Source organism: Vandammella animalimorsus (assembly GCF_002285285.1).
Taxonomy (GTDB): domain Bacteria; phylum Pseudomonadota; class Gammaproteobacteria; order Burkholderiales; family Burkholderiaceae_C; genus Lampropedia; species Lampropedia animalimorsus.
Map to the genome: position 1 here is coordinate 157,165 of NZ_NSJF01000005.1, position 21,540 is coordinate 178,704.

Below are 21,540 nucleotides of genomic sequence, written 5' to 3' on the forward strand. Positions count from 1 at the left end.
AATAATTTTTATTGCCATTGCTGTTTTTCAGACAGCTGTGGATTTCTATGTTTGTGCTGCCATCCGCAGGGATTTTCCTGATCTTTATGTCAGGCTTGGCAAGCCTGGGCCGCTAGACGTGGGTTTGGATAGAAGCATGCATAAATTTCGATTGCTGTTGCAAAGGCGTTGTGAGAAATCTGAAATCATCATAATGATGATTAATCTTGTTTGGATATTGAAAATATTGATGATTTTTTGGATTGCGATGGCTTTTGTCTTGCTTTAATAAGGGTGCATAATTTCCAAAAAAATCAAGATGGGATAAGCGCCTTCTCGGGCTAAGGTGGATGGGGTTTCTCGCAGGCGTGTATCCTGTAGAGAAGTGACGAAGATCCTTCGTTACGATGCTGATATTGGTCTGCTTGAGAATTAATTGTGAGCAGCTGCTGACGATGGCGAAATTTCTTTCGAAGCAACATGAGCCTGAAATATGTCGGGGATTGCGATTTGAAATGTCTGGTTGGCTGGAGGATTTGTTTCTTGTAAGGGTGTGTGGATGATTTTATTTAAAATGGCTGGATTTTTTGTGGTCCTGAAATCTTTTTGGAATATGTGGGTTCCAGTCAGAGCTTATCTTTATCTGATGAGAAGCAAGAAGCATGCTCCTGCTGTGGATTTGCTTTTGTTTGTCGAGTGGTTCTTTCTCCTGTTGATGTTGGTTGTTTCATTCATTTTCCGACAAAAGGAGTTTTTTGTTTGCTTGTTGATTTGTCTTGCCTGTGTAGCCCTGTCTTATTTTGTTTTGCATGTGATGGCGGTGGTTGTATCGAGATTTGCAAAAAAGTATGATATCCAGTAGTTGCGCCTTATGATGGGAATGTTTGCTCATTAATAATTGATTGATTCAGAGAGAATGTTTCAGCGAGTCTGTGTTCATTTTTCGTTGAATGGGTGAGTTAAAAGTTAATAGTTGCTGGAATTTCATGGTTTTTGCAGTCGCTGTCAGGTTGATGTGAATAAAAAATGTTTAGTGATGGCTTTTTTCGAGATCTTGTATGCTTTTGACTGAATTGCTGTAAATCAGATTGTATTTTTGTGCGGTGCAATATTTGGTTTGTCGTTGATTTGCAAGGAGTAGTCGTGAATATTGAGTTTCTTGAACTTCTCGGGGTTCGAGAGTTGAATTTGAGTCGAGAGACGCTAAGGCTTTCTTGCGAATGCGACGTGCGTGAGGTTAGGTTGTGGGGAGATGGCATCCCGTTGAGTCATGAAGCATATTTTTGCGAGAAACAATTTGATTGTTTTTGTGGAGTTGGTACTGCATTTTTGGTTTTTCCTTTTATGCTTTATGATAATTCTGTCAATAGACGAAGCTGTTTTTCCAAGTTGATGGGGAGATATTTTGATATTGATGAATTTGAGGTGGTTGACGAATATATTTTTTCGGTTGATGGATGGCTGATTTTTGTCGCAAAGTGTCGATTTGATTCATCTGCTTGTATTGATGTTTTGAAGTTTTTTGTTTTGGGTGGGCAGGGACTTGTTTTTATTGGGGATGGGGAGTTTTTGGAGCTTGCTCAATTAGAAATTGGTAAGGGGAGGTCAACTGCATTGGTGTTTTCTCTGGCTGATAGGCTGATTGATTTGGGGTTTGAGGTGTTGTTGTTTGATTTTTTTGTGGAGGCCAAGGATTTTTCTGCATTTAGGCTAAAGAGGTCGGAGACGGGGTTGTAATGGGGTTTGGTTTTTGGGGTCATGTGGGTTGATTGGATGGATTGTGTTGTATCGATGAAAAATTGGATTGAACCTTCATGGGTTGGGATGGAGAGTATGAGAGATGCAAGATGGAATCAAGATCAGCGAATTGCGCGAAATGGCTAATAAGATATTCGATGAATTTGAGCAAATGGGTTGTTCTGAATTTGTTTTGAATGAGGATTTTTATTGGGATATTCATGAGAATGAGCGGTATGATCTTAAAAGGGAGCCTGAGGGGTGTGCTGTCGGTCAATTGTTTGATGATATTTATTTTTTAAGAAAAATGTTGGAGGGTGAGGAGGCGGTTTGCTCTATTATGTTTATCCATCTGGCTCCAATTCTTAGATACATGGCTTTGCATGTTGGGTTTTCTGAAAGTCGATCATGAGGTGATGTAGGGTGAGCGCTTTAAGATGCTGTCATAAAATAATTTTGTAATTTGAGAGGGGTAGATTATAAAAGTCAATTTCAATAAGGGGTGTTGATAGGGTGTGCGTTTGTTTTAAGTGGCGGAGGAGGTGCGAAGTGAGAAATAGAGCAAGGTTCATTGAGAATGAATTCATGTTGATGGGGCTTGATTCACTCAAACTTTACTCGGAATGGTTGAGTGGTGATTTTTATGATTTTGGGTTGGTTTATGGTGGTTATTGTAAGTATTTGGGCTTTTTTATGAATGCTGACGGCTTGATGTTTATTTATGTTGCTGATGATGGGTTGGTTTCAAGATATCCTGTGGTAGTTTTTGATCTGGCTGAGTCAAACAAGAGTTTATGCTGTAAGAAAAGCTGTGGTGGCATTGATTTTATTCCTGATAGATTGATTCGGCATCATAATTGGTTTGAGCGTTATTTGGATGAGGATGATGAGGTTGTGGCTGATGTGAACTTTTTGATTGATTTGGATGATTGATGGGTGTTGTTGATGAGGGTTGTATTTTTGCCAAGTGATGGATTTTTTGCTGGTGTGTTGTGAATTTTTAATCTCTGGGTTTTGGGTGATTGTGGATTGGTTTGCATCATGATTTGAGAGTTATCGTTGTGAGGCAAAAATGGATGAGGTTGGTTACAACAAAGAAATGGATTTGATCTATAGGATGATTGGTGATGGAAAGTACGCTTTGGCTGTTAAAAGCATGATGCTGGAAGAAGGGTTTGGGTTGAAGGGCGTTTATAGATTTGATGCAAATCATTCTTGGTATGTACTGGGTAGTATTTTTCTGAAGAGTGGAGATCATGCGCTGGCCATCAAAGCCTTTAAGCGGTCGCTGAAATCATGGCCTGGGGATGTCGATGCCTTGATGGCCGTTGGAAATGTGTATGGCGAAATGGGTAGGTGCAAGATGGCGGAGAGATTTTTCAGGAAGGGGCTCTTGATAAGACCTGAAAATAGTGGTCTTAGATTCAATCTTGCAAATGCGCTTTTTGATCAAGGAAAATTGGATTTGGCGCGTAAGGAATACGAGTTGATTGCCAAGAAGGGGGAGGGGCTTTCCGATAAGGCCAAGAAAATGATGAGCGTCATCACCCAGAAAATTGGGAAGGGCGCCCACCATCGACCATGAGTGAATGTTCAGGGCGGGCCATGACCATCGAGTGCAAGCCAGAGTCAGGCTGTGCTAGAACTTCGGACTCGATCCTGCCTGTTGGGGGTTTGCGGTTGTGGCGCTTGTGAGACTGGGCTGAGGCAGGTTGGCTGGCTCGTTGGTGCCTTGTATCTTGTGGGCACTGTGCAAGGCCCGGGCTGCGCGCCTGGCTGCGAGAGTTGGGGCTGATTCGCGCCAAAGCCCGGGCTGTGAGAGGACTGCTGGATTGCCTTTCCAACCCGCGAATGGACAATAAAAAAGGACTTGGAGAAAATCCAAGTCCTTTTTTGTTGAGATCGGGTGGGTGTTGGTGGGTGCTAACGGGGTCGAACCGCTGACCTACGCCTTGTAAGGGCGCCGCTCTACCAACTGAGCTAAGCACCCCACCGCAAAGCGCTCATTTTACAGCATCTTTGAGGGCTTTTCCGGCGCGGAACTTGGGCACTTTGGCGGCTTTGATCTTGATGCTCTCGCCGGTTTGCGGGTTGCGGCCTTTGCGGGCGGCGCGCTTGGAGACTTCGAAGGTGCCGAAGCCGATGACCGACACGGTGCCGCCTTTTTTCAGGGTGGTCTTGATGGCGCCGATGGTGGCTTCCAGCGCGCGGGCGGCGGCAGCTTTGGAGATGTCTGCCTGGGCGGCGATGTGTTCGACCAGTTCTGTTTTGTTCACGGTATGCCTCTCTGGATGAAATGAAAACCGCCGGGCCGGGTCGGATGGCGGACGTTGATTGATTGTGGCGCTGCACGCTGGTGCACTGGTTGCAGCGTGGCAAAGGCTCTCAGACGCGCGTGGCTTTTACATGCCATGCAGTGACCGCGCTGCCCGGCCGGATGCCGAAAGCGGCGATTAGAGCAATGCCCCTATCTCTGTGTCAAGCATGGGACGGGCCCGCCAGCCTGGGATTAACCCTGCCACATCGCAGTGTGATGGGCTGGCCTGCCCGGTTTGCGGGGCGGATTCTACTGCCCCAGGCGGGTGCGGATGGCCAAAGAGGCCTTGCGCATGTAGTAGACCATGGACCAGATGGTCAGGCCGGCGGCCATCCACAGCAGGATTTGGCCGGGCAGCCGGCTGTGCCAGCCCGGCGGCAGCAGGCCGTCGTAGAGCAGAAAGGGGATGGCCAGCATTTGCAGCGAGGTTTTGAGTTTGCCCAGCATATGCACGGCGACGCTGGCGGCCGCGCCGATCTGGGCCATCCATTCGCGCAGGGCGGAGATGGCGATCTCGCGGCCGATGATGATCAGGGCGACGAAGACGTCGATGCGCTGCAGGTGCACCAGCAGCAGCACGGTGGAGCAGACCAGGAACTTGTCGGCCACGGGGTCGAGAAAGGCGCCAAAGGCCGATGTCTGGCCCAGGCGGCGCGCCAGATAGCCGTCTAGCCAATCGGTCAGGGCAAAGAGCACGAACAGCGCGGCGGCGATGGTGTTGGCCTGCGTGATACCTGTGGGCAGGTAGAACACCAGCACGATGCCGGGGATTGCCGCGATCCGGCTCAAGGTCAGCAGGGTGGGGAGGGTCAATGACATGGTGAATGGGCGCGCCAATCGATCTTGAGCAGTGCTGTGGCATCGAATGGCTGCGTATTATCAGTGGCTTTGGTGCATGCGCTTGGCTTGCAGGCCCTGGGGCGGCCCGCTCTATCCGCGCAGCGTGTGGTAGATGCTTTGCGCCAGCTCGCTGGAAATGCCGTCGACGGTCATCAAGTCCTCCACGCTGGCCTGGGCCACGCCTTGCACGCCGCCAAAGCGTTGCAGCAGGCGGGCGCGGCGCTTGGGGCCGATGCCTGGGATGTCTTCCAGGCGGCTGCCGCCGGTGCGCACGCGGGCGCGCTGGGCGCGCATGCCGGTGATGGCGAAGCGGTGCGCCTCGTCGCGGATTTGCGCCACCAGCATCAGCGCGGCGCTGCTGGGCGGCAGGCTGAGCTTGGGGCGGCCATCGGCAAAGACCAGCTCTTCCAGGCCGACCTTGCGCCCGGCGCCTTTTTCCACGCCCACCAGCAGGCTGGGGTTCAGGCCCAGTTGCTCGAAGACTGTGCGCGCTGCGGCCACCTGGCCGCGGCCGCCGTCGATGAGTACCAGGTCGGGCAGGCGCGCCATGCCGGCGCTGGCGGCCGCGTCGGCATCGGCCGCCAGTGGCTGAGCCTGGGCCGGGGCGAGTTTGCCGTAGCGCCGCGTGAGCACCTGGCGCATGGCAGCGTAGTCGTCGCCGCCGGTGATGCCCTTGATGTGGTAGCGCCGGTAGGCGCTGCTTTGCATGCGATGCTGCTGGAAGACGACGCAGGAGGCTTGCGTGGCTTCGCCAGCGGTGTGCGAGATGTCAAAGCATTCGATGCGCCAGTCGTCGAGCTGGGCTTCGTCCAGCGCCAGCCCCAGGGCCTGCGCCAGGGCTCGGGTGCGGGCTTTTTGCGAGCCTTCCTCGCCCAGCAGGCGCGCCAGTTGCAGCTGGGCATTTTTTTGCGCCATTTCCAGCCAGGCCTTGCGCTGGCCGCGTGGCTGCACCACGTTGCGCAGCGTGCGCTGGCCTTGCTGGCGCAGCAGGGCCAGCAGCTGTGGCGCGACCGGGTGGCTGGTGATCAGCAGCGCTGGTGCCGGGTAGTTCAGATAGTGTTGGGCGATGAAGGCCGCGAGGATGGCTTGCTCGGCGCTGTCCGTTGCCAAGGCATCCACACTGGTTTCTGGAGCGGAGCCTGATGCGGCATCGTCGGCCGTGGCTGGGGGGGCAGTGTCTGGGGCTGCATTGTGAGGTGCGGCGCTCTCCGGCATGTCAATGTCGGCCGTTTCGGCGCCATCGGCATCGGCGTCATCGTGCAGAGCCAGCGCGGCCTCCAGCTGGGAGGGGAAGTAGGCGCGATCGCCCAGGTGGCGGCCGCCGCGCACCATGGCCAGGTTGACGCAGGCTTTGCCGCCCTGGCGTTGCACGGCGATGATGTCCACGTCGGCATCGCCCATGGTTTCCACGGCCTGTTGCTGCAGCACGGTCGAGAGCGAGGCGATGCGATCGCGCACGGCGGCCGCCTGCTCGTATTCGAGCTGCTGGGCGTGCTGCATCATGCGCTGCTGCAGTTGCTGCACCAGCGCATCGGCCTGGCCGCCCAGCAGGGCCTGGGCCTGCTGTACGTCGGCCTGGTAGGCCTGGGCGCTGATCAGGCCAACGCAGGGCGCTGAGCAGCGCTTGATCTGGTGCAACAGGCAGGGGCGGGTGCGGTGGGCGAACACCGTGTCCTCGCAGGTGCGCAGCAGGAACACGCGCTGCAGCAGCTCGATGGTTTCCTTGACGGCCCAGGCGTTGGGGTAGGGGCCGAAGTAGTGGTGCCGGCGATCCGTGCCGCCGCGGTAGTAGCTGATGCGCGGGAAGTCTTGCGCCTGCAGCGGTTGCGCTGCCTCCCCCTGCGCGCCTTGCGCAGCCGCGCTGCGCGTTTGGCCGCGCGCCTGGCTGTGCCCGGAAATTTTCAGATAGGGGTAGCTCTTGTCGTCACGAAACAGGATGTTGTACTTGGGGTGCTGCGTCTTGATGAGGTTGTTTTCCAGCAGCAGGGCCTCGGCCTCGGAACGCACCACGGTGGTTTGCAGCCTCGCAATCTGGCCCACCATGTGGCCGATGCGCGTGCCGCCATGCTCTTTCTGAAAGTAGCTGCTGACGCGCTTTTTCAGGCTTTTGGCCTTGCCCACGTACAGCAGCTGCTCGCGTGCATCGAAGAAACGGTACACGCCCGGCAGGCCCGGCAGGCTTTGAGCCTGCCGCAGCAGCGCCTGGCGCGTGGGCTGGGCGGCAGCCGCCTGGGGTTGGTCTGGCGGCGGTGCGGGTGTCTGGTCCATCGTATAGGGGTAATTGGAGCGTCGGCAGGCCAGTGTGTGCCCATGCGGGAAGGGCTGCAGGAGGGTTCGCACGGCCATGAATGGGCGAGCCGCTGCAATGGGCCGGGCGTTTCCTGCGGTTTCCTTTACACTGCGCGGCTCGCTCGGCCAGCGGCACTGGCCGGGGGCATTGTGCCCCGATTCGTTTTCCATTTCGAACTGGCGCAGCCAGTCTGGAGTGCCTCATGAAATTTCGCTTTCCCATCGTCATCATCGACGAGGACTACCGCTCCGACAACACCTCGGGCCTGGGTATCCGCGCCCTGGCCGAAGCCATCGAGAAAGAGGGCTTCGAGGTCGTCGGCGCCACCAGCTATGGCGATCTGCGCCAGTTCGCCCAGCAGCAAAGCCGCGCCAGCGCCTTTGTGCTGTCCATCGACGATGAGGAGCTGATCGAGAGCGAGGGCGATGAGGAGGCCGAGGTCATTGTCGAGCTGCGCGATTTCATCGGCGAGGTGCGCCGCCGCAATGATGAGGTGCCCATCTACATCCACGGCGAGACCAAGACCAGCCAGCACCTGCCCAACGACATCCTGCGCGAGCTGCACGGCTTCATCCACATGTTCGAGGACACGCCCGAGTTCGTCGCGCGCCATCTCATCCGCGAAGCCAAGAATTACCTGGAGAGCATCCAGCCGCCGTTCTTCAAGGCGCTGCTGGACTATGCCGAGGACGGCTCCTACTCCTGGCACTGCCCGGGGCACTCGGGCGGCGTGGCCTTTTTGAAGAGCCCCATCGGCCAGATGTACCACCAGTTCTACGGCGAGAACATGCTGCGCGCCGACGTGTGCAATGCCGTGGAGGAGCTGGGCCAGCTGCTGGACCACAACGGCGCCATTGGCGAGAGCGAGCGCAACGCTGCGCGCATCTTCAACGCCGACCACTGTTTTTTCGTCACCAACGGCACCAGCACGTCCAACAAGATCGTCTGGCACCACACGGTGGCGCCCGGCGACGTGGTGGTGGTCGATCGCAACTGCCACAAGTCCATCCTGCACAGCATCATCATGACCGGCGCGATCCCGGTGTTCCTCAAGCCCACGCGCAACCACTACGGCATCATCGGCCCCATTCCCAAGAGCGAGTTCGAGCCGGCCAGCATCCAGAAAAAGATCAAGGCGCATCCGCTGCTCAAGGGCGTGGATGCCAAGAAGGTGCGCCCGCGCGTGCTGACGCTGACGCAATCGACCTACGACGGCGTGCTCTACAACACCGAAACCATCAAGCAAATGCTCGATGGCTACGTGGACAACCTGCATTTTGACGAAGCCTGGCTGCCGCACGCGGCCTTCAACCCCTTCTACGGCACCTACCACGCCATGGGCCGCAAGCGCGCCCGGCCCAAGACCAGCGTGGTGTACTCCACCCAATCCATCCACAAGCTGCTGGCCGGCATCAGCCAGGCCAGCCACGTGCTGGTGCAGGACTCGCAGGAGCAAAAGCTCGATCGCGCGCTGTTCAACGAAGCCTATCTGATGCACACCAGCACCAGCCCGCAGTACAGCATCATCGCCAGCTGCGACGTGGCCGCCGCGATGATGGAGCTGCCCGGCGGCCAGGCGCTGGTGGAGGAGAGCCTGCAGGAAGCGCTGGACTTCCGCCGCGCCATGCGCAAAGTCGAGCAGGACTTTGGCAAGAACGACTGGTGGTTCAAAGTCTGGGGCCCCGAGGCGCTGGCCGAGCAGGGCGTGGGCCGCTCGGCCGACTGGATCATCCGCAGCAACGGCAGCAAGAGCCGCAAGGCATCGAGCAACTGGCACGGCTTTGGCAATCTGGCCGACGGCTTCAACATGCTCGATCCGATCAAGGCCACCATCGTCACGCCGGGGCTGGATCTGGATGGCAAGTTCGACAAGACCGGCATCCCCGCCGCCATCGTCACCAAGTTCCTGGCCGAGCACGGCGTGGTGGTGGAGAAGACGGGCCTGTACAGCTTTTTCGTCATGTTCACCATCGGCATCACCAAGGGCCGCTGGAACACGCTGCTCACCGCCCTGCAGCAGTTCAAGGACGACTACGACAAGAACCAGCCGCTGTGGCGCATCATGCCCGAGTTCAGCCACCAGCACCGCCGCTACGAGCGCATGGGCCTGCGCGATCTGTGCCAGCACGTGCACCAGCTCTACGCCAAGTACGACATTGCGCGCCTGACCACGGAGATCTATCTGTCGGACCTCAAGCCCGCCATGCGCCCGGCCGATGCCTACGCCCACATCGCGCACCGCAAGACCGAGCGCGTGCCCATCGACGAGCTCGAAGGCCGCATCACCGTGGGCCTGGTCACGCCGTACCCGCCGGGCATTCCGCTGCTCATTCCAGGCGAAGTCTTCAACCGCAAGATCGTCGATTACCTGAAGTTCGCGCGTGAATTCGCGCAGCAACTGCCAGGCTTTGAGACCGACATCCATGGCCTGGTCGTGCAGGTGCAGCCCGACGGCAGCAAGCAGTTCTTTGCCGATTGCGTGGCCCAGTGATGCTGTGCGGCGGGCTGCCTTGGCCTGCGCCCCATCCATGCGCCGCAGCCCTGGCTGCGGCGTTTTTTCCGCTGGGCGCTGACTGGGCGCTTTTTGACTCTTCCCGATCCGTGACCGCAAGGCCCACCCATGCCCCTGCCTGAGCTCACGCCTTTTGCCGGCTGCGCCGATTTTCAAAGCGTGCTGCAGCTGCTGGTGCAGCAGCTGCGCCGCAACGCCGAGCAGGCCGGCGATGCGCTGCGCGACTTCCTCGATGCGTTGCAGCAGCAGCCCGAGATCAACGAACACGTTGCCGGCCTGTTCCATCAGTGGCTGCAGAGCTCACGCCTGGCCACGGGCTTTGTGCAGACCGGCATTTATTCACGCCAGGATTTCGGGCGCGAGCTTCGGCGCCGCCTGTACGACCGCATCAACCCGCCGCCGCGCCAGCCCGACGTGCTCGAAGATGTGCTGCAGACCGTGCTTCGCCCCAGCGATCTGGACTGGCTCAACAGCATTGCGCCACGTCTTTGGCTGCGGCTGTACGAGCAGCTGGGCAGCGCGCAGCAGCGCGAGGCCAGCCAGCACTACGTGCGCGACCAGTTGCTGCGCGCGGCGGAAATGCTGGCGCTGTGGGTTGCGGGCGAAGACCTCAACCCGGATCTGATCCGTTTGAATCCGCGCCTGCTGGAGGTGGACTCGGCCTTTCTCAGCCTGCAGCGCGAAGTGCAGAACCTGGTCGAGGCCGAGCGCGCCGGGCGCGAGCTGCCCGACACAGCCCAGCTGGATGTGATGCTGGACCAGAGCCGCGAGCAGGTCGCCCACCTGCGCCGCTTGGGCAACCAAAGCGGCGCTTCGCTGAGCACGGCCCATTTGCTCGAACGCCTGGGTCAAAGCCTGGATCGGCTCGAAGGCATTCTCACCATGCTCACCAGCGAGCGTTCGGAGCGCAGCGCCCGCGCCTGGCTGGTGCAATTGGGGCAAATCATCAACAGCGGGCTGGAGCAGCGCAGCATCCGCGAATTCGTGCGCAACAGCGCCAGCATGCTCAGCAAGAGCATCAGCAGCAGCAAAAGCGAGCATGGCGAGCACTACATCACCACCACCGGGCAGGAGTATTGGCACATGCTGCGCTCGGCCGCTGGCGCGGGGGTGCTGATTGCCCTGATGGCCCTGCTGAAGATCGAGATTGGCCGCTGGCAACTCGCGCCGCTGTGGAGCACGCTGCTCATCAGCCTGAATTACGGCATCGGCTTTGCCATCGTGCACATGCTGGGCTTCACCATCGCCACCAAGCAGCCGGCCATGACGGCGGCCAGCATCGCTGAGAGCGTGCAGCAGGGCCAAAACAGCCGCAACCTGCCCAAGCACCTGGCCGAGCTGCTCATCAGCGTGCACCGCTCACAAAGCGTGGCCGTGCTGGGCAATGTGTGCCTGGCCATGCTCGTAGCCGCTGGCGTGGCATGGCTGTACCAGCGCCATGCAGGCCAGGCCCTGCTCACGGCCGATGAAGTGGCCTACCAGCTCAAGGCCCTCAAGCCCGTGCCTGCGCTGTGGTATGCGGCCATCGCCGCGCTGTGGCTGTTTTGCGCTGGCATCATCTCCGGCTATTACGACAATCGGGCCGATTACGTGCGGTTGCGCGAGCGCCTGGCGGCGCACCCTGCGCTGCGCTGGCTGGGGCCGGCGCGCCAGCAGCGCTTTGCCAATTACCTGCACGAGCATTTCGGCGCGTTGCACGGCAATTTCTACTTCGGTGTGCTGCTGGGCGTGACGCCCTACATCGGCCACTTGCTGCACCTGCCGCTGGACATCCGGCACATCGCCTTCTCATCGGCCAACCTCAGCTACGCGGCCAGCAGTGCCGAGCTGGGCGCCAAAGTCTTTGCGCTGGGCTTGTTGTATGTGCTGCTGATTGGCATGGTCAATCTGTGGCTGAGCTTCTTCCTGGCGCTGCGCGTGGCGTTGCGCGCTCGCGATACGGAAATCCCCAGCCTGGGCAAGCTGCTGCAGGCCTTGTTCAGGCAACTGCGCGCCGGCCCCATGGCGCTGCTGTGGCCGCCGGCCGCGCCGGCCGATGCGCAGCGCAAGCAGCCGCCCGATAGCGGGCATTGAGCGCGCGCCAGCCCTGTTTCCACGACGCGCTGGCCAGACGCAAGTCGGCGCGCGCCAGGCTTGCCTTGCGCGCGCCGGTGTTGTGCGCCCTGCAGCCCAGGCGCAGGGCCTGGGCTGCAGGCGGCTTTGAACAGGAGGTTCTTAGAAGCTCAGGCGCACCACGCTTTCGTTGCTGCCCTTGGCATCGTTCTTGCCGTTCTTGACGGTGGCGTACACAGCGCCGGTTTGCGCGTCCAGCGACAGGCTGTTGGGGTGCGAGGGCAGGTCAAAACGCTGCAGCGGCTGGAAGGTTTTCAGATGGAACACTTCCACGCTGGCGCCTTCGCGGGTGGTGACCCACAGGCGGCCGCGCTCGGCGTCGGCCAGCAAGGTGACGGGGCCTTTGCCCTTGGTGGGCTGGCTGGCCAGCAGCGAGCCGTTCTTGGGGTCCAGCGCGACGATGCGGTCGCCACGGCCGCGCGAGACGTAGTCCTTGAGGCCGGCGCGCTCACGCGATTGGTTGAAGGCGTCCAGGCCCTGATCGACGGCAAACAGGCGCTTGCTTTTCGCGTCGAAGGCCAGGTTCAGCGGCTGATCCAGGGCGATCTCGTGCTTTTTCTCCAGCTTGAGCGTGCGCGCATCAACGGTGAAGAGCTGGCCCTGCTGGTTGGAGACATAGACCTTGCCCGCAGCCTCATCCAGCGCAATGCCGGTGGCGGTAAAGCCCATGCCGGGGATGACTTTTTCCACCTTCAGCGCGCGCGTATCGACAACGTACAGGGCGCTGTTCTTGGAGTCCATGCCGGGCATGAACAAGCGGCCATTGGCTTTGTCCAGCACCAGTTGGCGGAAACGGTGCTCATAGCGCTCTTGCATCTTGCCGTCGCGGCCTGGGGCCTGGACTTTCTTGGCCAGCTGCACCACGCCCAAGGTCTTGCCGCTGGCGATGTCGATGACGGTGACGGAGGAGTCGATGGTGTTGCCGATGTAGAGGCGGCCAGCGTCTTCGTCCAGCGCCATGCCGAAGCCACGGCGCTGAAGCGGGATTTCGTCCAGCACGGCCAGGGTTTGCGGGTCCAGACGCAGCAGGCGCGAGGCCGGCGCATCCTTGCCAAAGCCGCCCGAGGAGTTGACGAACACGGCATTGAATTTGGGCGAGTAGGCCAGCTCATACAGGCCAGGGGCAATGGCCTGGCGCACGACTTGGGGCTGGGCCTTTGTGCCTGCTTGCGCGGCCTGGGCTTGGGTGGCTGGGGCCTGAGCCTGGTGTGCGCAGCCAGCCAGGGTAGCGGCCAGGGTGGCCGCAGCGGCGGTGGCAAGGAGGCGATGGGACAGTTTCATGGAGTGTTTCCTTGGGTAGTGGAGAAAAACAAAGAAAAGGTGTCAGCGCGGCGGGCGCAGACGTTGGTCAATCAGCAATGCCATGAATACGACGCCTGCTGCCATGCCGCTGTGGCCGCTGTAGTTCACCAGCCCCAGCCCCCAGCCCATGCCGCGCACGGCCAGCGCCAGCGCCAACAAGAGCAGCAGCGCGCCACTGCAGCGCAAGGCGCGGCTGGCACTGGCGGGCAGCTCATGGCCCAAGGCATCGAGCTGATGGCGCGGCATGGCCATCGCCAAGCAGGTAAAGCCCAGCAGGCTGGCGAGAAAAATCAGCGCGTGATTCATGCTTGGGCACTCCGGGGCGCAGCGCTTGCAGCGGCGCGGCTTGCCACAGGGCTGGGTTGGCGGCGCGCCGGCTTGCGCGCCAGGGCCCTTGACTGGTGGCGCGCCGTGCGCCAGGCCAACTGGGCGTGCAATGCAGCGAAGGCCAGCAGCGCGAGCTCGAGACCGGCAAAAACCCAATCGGCCTGCACCAGGCTGCGCAGAAGATGGCGTTCGGTGAGCAAGGCGTTCAACAGTGGCACTAGCGCCAGCAGCGCAGCAGCCAGGGCCAGCAGCTCGACCCAGGCGCGCTTGGCCGGGCGCAGGCAAGCGTAGAGCAGCGCCAGCGCCCAGACGATGAAAAAGCCGTGGATTTCCCACTGGGCGCGCTGCGCCAGCCCCAGCGGCAGCAGGCGGTTGAGCCAGAAGAAGCCGGCCATGGCCACGCTCAGGCCAGCAATGGCGGCGATGTTCAGCCGCTCCACCAAGGCAAAGCCGATGTGTGGCCGCGCAGGGTCAGGCAGGCGCGTGCGGCGCTTGACGGTCCACAGCACCAGACCGCTGCCCACCATGGCCGTGCCTGCCAGGCTGGTGAGGAAATACAGCCAGCGCAGCGTGCCATCGGCAAAACGGCCCATGTGCAGGCCGTAGAGCACGCCGCGCGTTTGCGCGGCTGGGGCGGCGCTGTCGTGGCTTTCCAGCAATCGCCCATCGCTGCCGTCGAACACCAGATAGCGCGGGTGGTCTGAGACGCGCCCGGCTGCGCTGCGCGAGACGATGATGCGGGCGTTGGCCTGGCCGGGGTTGTTCACCAGCACTTGTCCTGCCAGGCCTTGGGTCTGGTCCTCATCCTGGCCTTGGCCAGCCCAATGCTGCTGCGCCTGGGCCACCAAGGGCGCCAGCGGTACCGTAGGCACAGTGGCGGCATCGGGCTGTGGCGGTGCGGGCGGGCGCCAGGCGCTGAAGCTCTGCATGGCCTGGGCGCGCTCCTGCTCGTTCAGCGCCAGCTGCTCACCCCAAGGCATGTACAGCGTCATCAGCATCACCAGGCCGCTGTAGGTGATCATGAAATGAAAGGGCAGGCCCAGCACCGACAGGCCGTTGTGCGCATCCAGCCAGCTGCGCTGGCCCTTGCCCCATCGGAAGGTGAAAAAATCGGCGAAGATTTTCTTGTGTGTGATGACCCCGCTGACAATGGCCACCAGCATGAACATGGCGCAGAAACCCGCGATCCAGCGGCCCCACAGAATGGGCACGTAATGCAGGTTGAAGTGAAAACCGTAGAAGAAGTCGCCGCCTTCGGTCTGGCGCAGCGAGTGCGATTGGCCATGGGCATCGAACACCGCATTGCCCCAGTCGCCGCGCTGGCCGTTCGCAGGCATCCAGTAGGCTGAGGCGCCTGGGTTGCGCGCTGTGGGCAGGGTGATGCCAATTTGTGGCGTATCCGGCGCGCGCGCCAGCACGGCATCGAGCACCAGTTGCGCCGTCTGCCCTGGCGTGGGCGCGGCAGTTGCCCCGGCCACCCCGGGCGCTTGCAGCTCGGGGCGCAGGTACAGCGAAATCTCCTCGCGGAAATAGCTCACCGAGCCGGTGAGGAACATGGCATACAGCACCCAGCCCACCAGCAGCCCAGCCCAGGTATGCAAATCGGCCATGCTTTGCCGCAGCCCGCGAGACGATGCAGCTGGGGCTTTGCGGGCCTTGGATTGACTTGCCGCCGTGCATGCGTCAGGCGCCGCAGGCGCGCCAGGGCGTGCGGCAGCGTGCGCGCTCATGCCTGCGCCCCCTGCCACACCAGCCAGGCCAGCGCCAGCAGCGGCAGTGCCGCGGCCAGCAGACCGCCCCAGGCGCGCAGCGCCGAGCGCGCGGCAAACACCCAGACCACTGCGCAGGCATAGACCAAAAAGCTCAACAGCGTGCCAGTCATCACGCCCTCAGTCTTGGGCATGGGCAGGGCCGCCGCCGCTATGGACACCAGAGCTGCCAGCACATAGCCGCCAATGATGGCCGCGACAACGCGCGCCATCAGCCCAGCCCAACGCTGCCACCAGGCCAGCGCCTGCGCGGCGCTGCGGGCGGGCCGTAGCGCGAGGGCCGCGACAGTGGGCGCAGGCGTGGGGTTGGCGCGATGGGGCATCGGGCAGGGCAGTGGAGAAAGGCAGGCCTGTATAGATCAAAGCCTGCGCGCGCAACCTCTCCCCCCAGGGCAGGTTGTGAAACAGGCTGTCAAAAAGCCGCCCCATTCAAGGGCGGCGCAGCTCAGATCATGAGGCTGTCATTGTAGACAACAAAACTGCAAACAAGACTGATTCACATTGATGAATGGGCGCGCGCAAGCCTCAAGAGCGCAAAGAAAAACCGGCCTTCAGGCCGGTTGGTCGTGTGTTGGAGTAGGCCTGCACAAATTGCAGCCTCCGCAACTTGTGGAGATTCGGTTTGCGAAGCGCATTTTTCGAGGCAAAAGCCGCAGCAACTGCGCAGTTTTGACCGAGAACAGTGCCGCAATACTGGGTTTCAGCACCCCCTGGAGCGCGCCATGGCTTTGCGCTCTTGCGGGGGCAAAGTTCATCACACGCTCTGAGAGCCTGTTCAAAATCTTTGCACGGCGGTCAAGAGAGCGGATTTGGGCGCTCTGCTGCGTTGCAAAGCCTCACCATAGCCCCAGCTATGGCTGCGTTTTGCGCCTTGCAGCCCACCCCAAACCGCTTCTTGCCCACTCGCGCCGAGATTTTGAACAGGCTCTGAGGCGAAGGCATCAGCCACGTTGCCGCACTTTGCCAGCGTGGCGCTGATTGGGCTTGGCGCTGCCCAAGCCATGGCGTGCGCCGCTGCGCTCGCTGCGGTGGCGGGGGGCTGGTGCCGTTTGGGCGCTGGCATGGCCGTGGCCGTGCGTGCGCGGCTTGCCGCTGCGGCCAGCCCAGCCACTGCCAGTCATGCCACTGTTGCCAGGGCGGGCTGGGCGGCCGTTGCGTGCGCTGCGACCAGGGGCGCCACCTTTGCCGCCAGGCTTGCCGCGGCCTTGGGGTGCAGCGTTCCAGGCCGGGAAGCGCTGGCTGGGTTCCAGCCCGGGCAGGGTATCGACGACAAACGGCTGGCGCGTGAACTGCTCGATGTCGTGGATGCGGCGGCGGTCGCGCCATTGCGCGAAGCTGATGGCCAGGCCGTTGCGGCCGGCGCGGCCGGTGCGGCCGATGCGGTGGGTGTAGTCCTCGGCCTTCATGGGCAGGCCGTAGTTGAAGACGTGGCTGATGCCTGGCACGTCGATGCCGCGCGCGGCCACGTCGGTGGCCACGAGGATTTGCACGCGCCCGTCGCGCAACGCCGCCAGGCGTCGGTTGCGCAGGCCTTGGTGCAGCGCGCCGTGCAGCGCCACGGCGCTGAAGCCGGCCTGCTGTAGATCCTCGGCCAATGCGTCACATTCGAGCTGGGTGCTGGCAAAGACGATGGCCTGCTCGATCTGCGGGTCACGCAGCCAGGTGTCAAGCAAGGCGCGCTTGTGCGCATCGTCGTCGGCCCAGAAGAGTTTTTGCGCGATGTTGACGTGTTTTTGCTGCGCGGTGGCGATTTCCAGACGCTGCACATGCTGGCCGCCGTCGTGCATGACGCGCATGCCCAGCTGCTGGATGCGCGGCGCGAAGGTGGCGCTGAACATCATGGTTTGCTGGCGCTGTTCTGTCAGGCGGTGGATGGCTTCGAGGTCTTCGGCAAAGCCCAGGTCGAGCATGCGGTCGGCCTCATCGACGACCAGGAATTGCACCTGATCGAGCAGCAGCTGGCCGCTGCGCTGCAAATCCAACAGGCGGCCTGGCGTGGCCACGACCAAGTCGGCGTTTTGCAGCTGGGCGATTTGCTTGGGGTAGGGCAGGCCGCCGATGACGCTGGCAATGCGTACGCCACGGCAGAACTGCAACAGCGCAATGGCTTCGCGCGCCACCTGCATGGCCAGCTCGCGCGTGGGGCACAGCACCAGCGCGCCGGGGTGCACGGGCTCGAAGCGGCGCTGCAGCGGGTTTTTGCGCTTGGGTTTCTTGGGCGGCGGCAGGCCCTGGGCCAGGGCCTGGGCGACTTGTGCATCGAAGGCGGCCTGGGCGGCGGCCTTGCGCGCGGCGTGGGCCTGGATCAGGGTATGCAGCACCGGCAGCAAGAAGGCGGCGGTCTTGCCGCTGCCGGTCTGGCTGGAGACCATCAGATCGGTGAAGGAGCTGCCAGCCTGCGGCGCGCGCGGCAGCGCCAGCGGGATGGCGCGCAGCTGTACGGGCGTGGGGCTGGTGTAGCCCATTTGGGCGACAGCCTGTACCAGCGCATCGTCCAGGCCCAGCTGGGCGAATGGATTGAGGCTGTCAGCAGCAGGGGCTGCTGGTGTCGGGGTGGCCGCAGTGTGGGCCTCGGGCTGCGCAGAGGCGCTGGGCAAAGAATAGGAGGAGGACATGGGTCGAGCGGCCTTGGAAAGGCCTGGGGTAAAACAGCCGATGCCGAACGCAAGCCCGATTGGGATTGCGGGCTTGAACCTGTTGCAAAAAATCAAACAGGCGTGCAGGCACGCGGATGGGGTGAAAAAACCTCTCCATCCGACGACGCAGACGCTGCCGCGTTGCCATGGCAGCAGAGGGCTGCACAACAGGCGGCGGGGCAGGTCAGGGGGCTGTTTCTGGCGAGCTTGCAGATTGCGCGCGCAGGCGGCTTGGTCTGCAAGAGAAGTGCAAAAGTGCAGGGCAGGCGGCAGTGTGTGCGCTGCCGCTGCGGTGCCAACCCAATAGAGCCTGTTCAAAATCCCTGCTCGCGCCGAGATCTGGAACAGGTTCCGAGATAGAAAGATGCGATGGCCTGGCGCAATCAGCGATTGGTTGATCGCGCCAAGCGAAGCCGCGCATTATGCGCGTGGGCAGGCCTGGAGCCTGCAGGAAGCTGATACGGCCCAGGGCCGTGCAGGGTTATTCGTTGGCCGCGCCGAGATTTTGAACAGCGTCTCAGTGCTCTTTGGTTGCGGCGTGGCGCCGGGCGCGCTCCAGGTCTTCAGGGGTATCCACGCCGGGGGGCGGGGCCTGCTCGGCCAGATGTACGGCAATGGCGTGGCCATGCCAGAGCGCGCGCAGCTGCTCCAGCGCCTCGGTCTGTTCCGTGGGGGCGGGGGGCAGTTGCGGGAAGGCTTTGAGAAAGCCGGCGCGGTAGCTGTAGATGCCGATGTGGCGCAGCGGCGCGTGCAGCCGTGCAACGGGGCTGTAGGGCTGGTTGGCATCGGCCCACCAATGGGCCTGTTGGGCGTCGCGATAGTGCGGGATGGGGGCGCGGCTGAAATACTGCGCGCGTCCGCGCGCGTCCAGCACCAGTTTGACGACGTTGGGATTGAGAAAGTCCTGCACGTTGTCGATGGCGTGCGCGGCCGTGCCCATCACGGTGTCTGGGCCAGACTGGGCCAGGGTCTGGGCCACGGCGTCGATCAGCGCGGGCGGGATGAAGGGCTCATCGCCTTGCACGTTGACGACCAGCGCCTCGTCGGGCAGCTGCAGGGCCTGCACGGCCTCGGCCAGGCGGTCGCTGCCACTGGCGTGGTCGCGGCGGGTGGGCAGGCAGTCGATGCCGTGCGCGGCGCAGGCCTGGGCGATGCGGGGGTCATCGGCGGCGACGATCACGGCCTGGGCCTGGCTTTGCCTGGCCTGCAGAGCCACGCGCACCACCATGGGCAGGCCGCCGATGTCGGCCAGCGGCTTGTCGGGCAGGCGGTTGCTGGCCATGCGCGCCGGGATCAGCACGGTGAAGGCCGCTGTGGTCGGGCGCGGTGCGGCGGGGATGCTGTTCATGCGGCTGCGGCCAGCTCATCATCGCTGAGCGGGCGGGCTTCGTTTTCCAGCAGGATGGGGATGCCGTCGCGGATGGGGTAGGCCAGGCGCGCGCTGCGTGAGATCAGTTCGTTGCGCTCGCGATCCAGGCGCAGCGGGCCCTTGGTAACGGGGCAGACCAGCAGTTCGAGAAGTTTGGAATCCATGATGCGGGTTTCGGGGACGGGATGGGGTCGGGGATGGCGGGGCGAAATGCAAGGCACGCCCTTGCGGGCGTGCCTTTGAACAGGTTCTTGGAACTGCTTCCAAGAACAGGCGCTTACTGCTGCGCCGGGCCGACGCGCGTGGCGCGGTGCTCATACAGCATACCGCCGCCGAGCACGCTGCCCTGGTGCTCGGCATGCTGACCGCGCACGCGCTCTTCGCAGGCCTGGCGGGCGTCCAGATCCTTATGGGCCATGCAGCGTTGCAGAGCGTTGTTGCTGAAGTCCTCGTTCGGGTCTTGCGGCGCCTTCTGGCGGGCGGCGCCGAATTCGCGGCGGCAGGCCTGGCGATCCTGGCTGCCGTCGTCACAGACGGCAATGCCTGCGGACTGGGCGGCTACGTGGGCCGGTGCGCTGGCGAGCAACAGGCAGGCGCTGATGGAGCAGGCCGAGGCCAAGGTGCGGATCAGGGACATGCGATCTCCTTTCGTGACGGGATGAACGAAGCGCAATGGTAATGCGCCGCCGCCATTGCCTGGGGCGCTGTGCCCAGGCAAGTGTTTCAGTGCGCAACAGCCGCGCGGCGTGGCGCGGCGGCGGGCGGGGCTTTGCTGCTGGCATCGGGGCTGGCGTTGCCTGCGGGCTGGGGCGCTGCAGCGGGCGCATCTGCCGGGGGCGCCAGCAGGGCGTTGATGCGGCGCACAGTATCCAACCCCAGCGTGCCGCTGGCTTGCGCCAGGCGCAGCTGCGCCATCAGCACGCCGTAGCGCGCCTGGGCCAGCTCGCGCCGGGTCTGGTAGAGCTGGCTCTGGGCGTTGAGCACGTCGATGTTGATGCGCACACCAACCTGGTAGCCCAGTTGGTTGGCCTCCAGGGCGCTGAGGCTGGAGGCCTCGGCCGCCTGCAGCGCCTGCACCTGGCTCAGGCCCGATTGCAGGCCGAAGAAGGCCTCGCGCGTGGCCTGCACGGTCTGGCGCTGGGCCTGGTCGAGTTGGGCGCGGGCCTGTTCTTGCAGCGCCAGGGTCTCCTTGACGCGGTTTTGCACGGCAAAGCCGGCAAACAGCGGCATGTTCAGCGCCACGCCAATGCTGGCCTGCTGGTTGCGCGTGCCGGGGTGGGGGGCCGCTGGCGTGCCATTGGGGTTGTGTACCTGGGCCAGGCGCGCGCTGAGGTTGACGGTGGGCAGGTGGCCGGTCTTGGCCTTGTCGGTCTCCAGCCGGGCTTGCTCCAGCGCCAGGCGCGCGCGGCGGATCTGCGGCTGGTATTGCTCGGCGCGGGCCACCCAGTCTTGCAGGCCGGCGGCCGGCATGGCCTTGCCGGGTTGGTCGGAGGCAGTGCCAGTGGCAGCGTCGGATTCAAGGCTGGCTTCGCTGCTGGCTTTGCCATCGGGCGTGTGGCTGGCCGCGTTGCCAATGGGGGCGAGCGCGGCCAGCAGATCGGCCGGCAGCTTCAGCGGCCAGGGGCGCGTGCCGTGCTGGCCCACGGTCTGGTCCAGCGCCAGGCGGCGCACTTGCAGGCTGTTCTCGGCAGCGATTTCCTGCGCGCGGATCAGGTCGAAGCGGGCCTGGGCCTCGCGGGTGTCGGTGATGGTGGCGTTGCCCACGTCGAAGTTGCGCTGCGCGGCGGCGAGCTGCTCTTGCACGGCGACTTTTTGTGCGCGCACCACGGCCAGGGTGTCCTGCGCGGCCAGCACGTCGAAATAGGCTTGGGCGACGCGCACGATCAGGTCTTGCGCGCTGGCGTCGAGCTGGTGGGCTGCGTCCTCGATGGCCAGCTTGCTTTGTGCCAGCGTCAGCCGGTCGGCCGGGCGGTACAGGGGCTGGGCGGCCTGCAGCGCGACGGTGCGCGTTGTGCCGTCATGGCGCAGCCCCAAAGGCTGCACCCGGGTGTGGCTGCGCGCCAGCTCCGCACCCACGCCGACCTGGGGCAGCAATGCGGCACGGGCCTGGTCGCTGCGGCGCTCGGCAGCCTGCTTGTGCGCCAGCGCGGCGCGCCACTGGGCGTCGTAGCCGCTGGCCTGTTGCACCATCTCCAGCAGGCTTTGGGCCTGCAGGCTGGGGACAGCGCCCAACAGCGCCGCAGCCAGGGCGCAGACGACCAGCCGGCGCGGCTGTCGGCGGTGAAGAAGGGGGAGGGGTGAGGGCATACGCATGCGGTCAAAAAGGGGCGGGCATTGGGTGCGGCATCGT

General features: G+C 62.3%; 18 protein-coding genes and 1 tRNA gene. 6 read left to right on the forward strand and 13 right to left on the reverse strand.

Translation table 11 applies throughout. The annotated features are described in order from the left end of the window. The first annotated feature begins 1,122 nt into the window (after window positions 1-1,122). From CK620_RS13870 to CK620_RS10365, 4 genes are all read left to right on the forward strand, one after another. On the forward strand, window positions 1,123-1,716 hold the full coding sequence (locus tag CK620_RS13870) for a hypothetical protein (protein WP_143326056.1): 594 nt from the start codon (window positions 1,123-1,125) through the stop codon (window positions 1,714-1,716). Between the two features lie 103 nt (window positions 1,717-1,819). Continuing rightward, window positions 1,820-2,128: a hypothetical protein gene (locus CK620_RS13875; protein ID WP_143326058.1), complete on the forward strand. Its 309-nt coding sequence runs from the start codon at window positions 1,820-1,822 to the stop codon at window positions 2,126-2,128. A gap of 173 nt (window positions 2,129-2,301) precedes the next feature. Beyond that, window positions 2,302-2,649 (forward strand): hypothetical protein, encoded by a 348-nt coding sequence (locus CK620_RS13880; protein ID WP_143326060.1) that lies wholly within the window; start codon window positions 2,302-2,304, stop codon window positions 2,647-2,649. Window positions 2,650-2,788: 139 nt separating this feature from the next. Next, window positions 2,789-3,301, forward strand: coding sequence for a tetratricopeptide repeat protein (locus tag CK620_RS10365; protein ID WP_095550230.1), 513 nt, complete (start codon window positions 2,789-2,791; stop codon window positions 3,299-3,301). Window positions 3,302-3,630: 329 nt separating this feature from the next. Here the strand turns inward: CK620_RS10365 and CK620_RS10370 are convergent. The 4 genes from CK620_RS10370 to CK620_RS10385 all read right to left on the reverse strand — a co-directional run bounded on the left by CK620_RS10370 (window position 3,631) and on the right by CK620_RS10385 (window position 7,141). Beyond that, a tRNA-Val gene (locus CK620_RS10370) sits at window positions 3,631-3,706 on the reverse strand. A 13-nt stretch (window positions 3,707-3,719) separates the two neighbouring features. Then, entirely contained in the window at window positions 3,720-3,992 is a 273-nt protein-coding gene (locus CK620_RS10375; protein WP_095538367.1) for an HU family DNA-binding protein, read from the reverse strand. A gap of 290 nt (window positions 3,993-4,282) precedes the next feature. Then, window positions 4,283-4,852, reverse strand: coding sequence for a CDP-diacylglycerol--glycerol-3-phosphate 3-phosphatidyltransferase (gene pgsA / locus CK620_RS10380; protein WP_095550231.1), 570 nt, complete (start codon window positions 4,850-4,852; stop codon window positions 4,283-4,285). A 111-nt stretch (window positions 4,853-4,963) separates the two neighbouring features. Next, window positions 4,964-7,141, reverse strand: a complete 2,178-nt coding sequence (locus tag CK620_RS10385) for an excinuclease ABC subunit UvrC (protein ID WP_095550232.1) — start codon at window positions 7,139-7,141, stop codon at window positions 4,964-4,966. Between the two features lie 224 nt (window positions 7,142-7,365). On the opposite strand from CK620_RS10385, the gene CK620_RS10390 reads away from it, so the two are divergent. Next, window positions 7,366-9,654: an arginine/lysine/ornithine decarboxylase gene (locus CK620_RS10390; protein WP_095550233.1), complete on the forward strand. Its 2,289-nt coding sequence runs from the start codon at window positions 7,366-7,368 to the stop codon at window positions 9,652-9,654. A gap of 129 nt (window positions 9,655-9,783) precedes the next feature. Then, entirely contained in the window at window positions 9,784-11,748 is a 1,965-nt protein-coding gene (locus CK620_RS10395; protein WP_095550234.1) for a site-specific recombinase, read from the forward strand. A 141-nt stretch (window positions 11,749-11,889) separates the two neighbouring features. Here the strand turns inward: CK620_RS10395 and CK620_RS10400 are convergent, their stop codons facing one another. From CK620_RS10400 to CK620_RS10440, 9 genes are all read right to left on the reverse strand, one after another. Next, complete coding sequence (locus tag CK620_RS10400) at window positions 11,890-13,068, reverse strand: YncE family protein (RefSeq protein ID WP_095550235.1); 1,179 nt, start codon at window positions 13,066-13,068, stop codon at window positions 11,890-11,892. Between the two features lie 42 nt (window positions 13,069-13,110). Continuing rightward, complete coding sequence (locus CK620_RS10405) at window positions 13,111-13,395, reverse strand: DUF3325 domain-containing protein (protein WP_095550236.1); 285 nt, start codon at window positions 13,393-13,395, stop codon at window positions 13,111-13,113. After that, on the reverse strand, window positions 13,392-15,026 hold the full coding sequence (locus CK620_RS10410; protein WP_238946096.1) for a PepSY-associated TM helix domain-containing protein: 1,635 nt from the start codon (window positions 15,024-15,026) through the stop codon (window positions 13,392-13,394). The genes CK620_RS10405 and CK620_RS10410 overlap by 4 nt, the downstream gene beginning before the upstream one ends. Window positions 15,027-15,142: 116 nt before the next feature. After that, window positions 15,143-15,508 carry a DUF3649 domain-containing protein gene (locus CK620_RS10415; RefSeq protein WP_095550238.1) on the reverse strand — a complete coding sequence of 122 codons (366 nt, stop codon included), beginning with the start codon at window positions 15,506-15,508 and terminating at the stop codon, window positions 15,143-15,145. A 618-nt stretch (window positions 15,509-16,126) separates the two neighbouring features. Next, window positions 16,127-17,800, reverse strand: a complete 1,674-nt coding sequence (locus tag CK620_RS10420; protein ID WP_095550239.1) for a DEAD/DEAH box helicase — start codon at window positions 17,798-17,800, stop codon at window positions 16,127-16,129. A gap of 538 nt (window positions 17,801-18,338) precedes the next feature. Next, window positions 18,339-19,169, reverse strand: coding sequence for a 3-deoxy-manno-octulosonate cytidylyltransferase (gene kdsB, locus CK620_RS10425; protein WP_095550240.1), 831 nt, complete (start codon window positions 19,167-19,169; stop codon window positions 18,339-18,341). After that, window positions 19,166-19,354, reverse strand: coding sequence for a Trm112 family protein (locus CK620_RS10430; protein WP_095538377.1), 189 nt, complete (start codon window positions 19,352-19,354; stop codon window positions 19,166-19,168). The genes kdsB and CK620_RS10430 overlap by 4 nt, the downstream gene beginning before the upstream one ends. 113 nt (window positions 19,355-19,467) lie before the next feature. Then, on the reverse strand, window positions 19,468-19,827 hold the full coding sequence (locus tag CK620_RS10435) for a hypothetical protein (protein ID WP_095538378.1): 360 nt from the start codon (window positions 19,825-19,827) through the stop codon (window positions 19,468-19,470). An 86-nt stretch (window positions 19,828-19,913) separates the two neighbouring features. Beyond that, a complete protein-coding gene (locus tag CK620_RS10440) occupies window positions 19,914-21,497 on the reverse strand; it encodes a TolC family protein (protein WP_095550241.1) in 1,584 nt (527 codons plus the stop codon). Between the last annotated feature and the right edge of the window lie 43 nt (window positions 21,498-21,540).

Bases quoted from the DNA above. Each gene is read 5' to 3' on its own strand.
- CK620_RS13875 (WP_143326058.1), top strand. From the start codon at position 1,820: ATGCAAGATGGAATCAAGATCAGCGAATTGCGCGAAATGGCTAATAAG.
- CK620_RS13880 (WP_143326060.1), top strand. From the start codon at position 2,302: ATGTTGATGGGGCTTGATTCACTCAAACTTTACTCGGAATGGTTGAGT.
- CK620_RS10365 (WP_095550230.1), top strand. From the start codon at position 2,789: ATGGATGAGGTTGGTTACAACAAAGAAATGGATTTGATCTATAGGATG.
- pgsA (WP_095550231.1), bottom strand. From the start codon at position 4,852: ATGTCATTGACCCTCCCCACCCTGCTGACCTTGAGCCGGATCGCGGCA.
- CK620_RS10385 (WP_095550232.1), bottom strand. From the start codon at position 7,141: ATGGACCAGACACCCGCACCGCCGCCAGACCAACCCCAGGCGGCTGCC.
- CK620_RS10390 (WP_095550233.1), top strand. From the start codon at position 7,366: ATGAAATTTCGCTTTCCCATCGTCATCATCGACGAGGACTACCGCTCC.
- CK620_RS10395 (WP_095550234.1), top strand. From the start codon at position 9,784: ATGCCCCTGCCTGAGCTCACGCCTTTTGCCGGCTGCGCCGATTTTCAA.
- CK620_RS10400 (WP_095550235.1), bottom strand. From the start codon at position 13,068: ATGAAACTGTCCCATCGCCTCCTTGCCACCGCCGCTGCGGCCACCCTG.
- CK620_RS10405 (WP_095550236.1), bottom strand. From the start codon at position 13,395: ATGAATCACGCGCTGATTTTTCTCGCCAGCCTGCTGGGCTTTACCTGC.
- CK620_RS10410 (WP_238946096.1), bottom strand. From the start codon at position 15,026: ATGGCCGATTTGCATACCTGGGCTGGGCTGCTGGTGGGCTGGGTGCTG.
- CK620_RS10415 (WP_095550238.1), bottom strand. From the start codon at position 15,508: ATGCCCCATCGCGCCAACCCCACGCCTGCGCCCACTGTCGCGGCCCTC.
- CK620_RS10420 (WP_095550239.1), bottom strand. From the start codon at position 17,800: ATGTCCTCCTCCTATTCTTTGCCCAGCGCCTCTGCGCAGCCCGAGGCC.
- kdsB (WP_095550240.1), bottom strand. From the start codon at position 19,169: ATGAACAGCATCCCCGCCGCACCGCGCCCGACCACAGCGGCCTTCACC.
- CK620_RS10430 (WP_095538377.1), bottom strand. From the start codon at position 19,354: ATGGATTCCAAACTTCTCGAACTGCTGGTCTGCCCCGTTACCAAGGGC.
- CK620_RS10435 (WP_095538378.1), bottom strand. From the start codon at position 19,827: ATGTCCCTGATCCGCACCTTGGCCTCGGCCTGCTCCATCAGCGCCTGC.
- CK620_RS10440 (WP_095550241.1), bottom strand. From the start codon at position 21,497: ATGCCCTCACCCCTCCCCCTTCTTCACCGCCGACAGCCGCGCCGGCTG.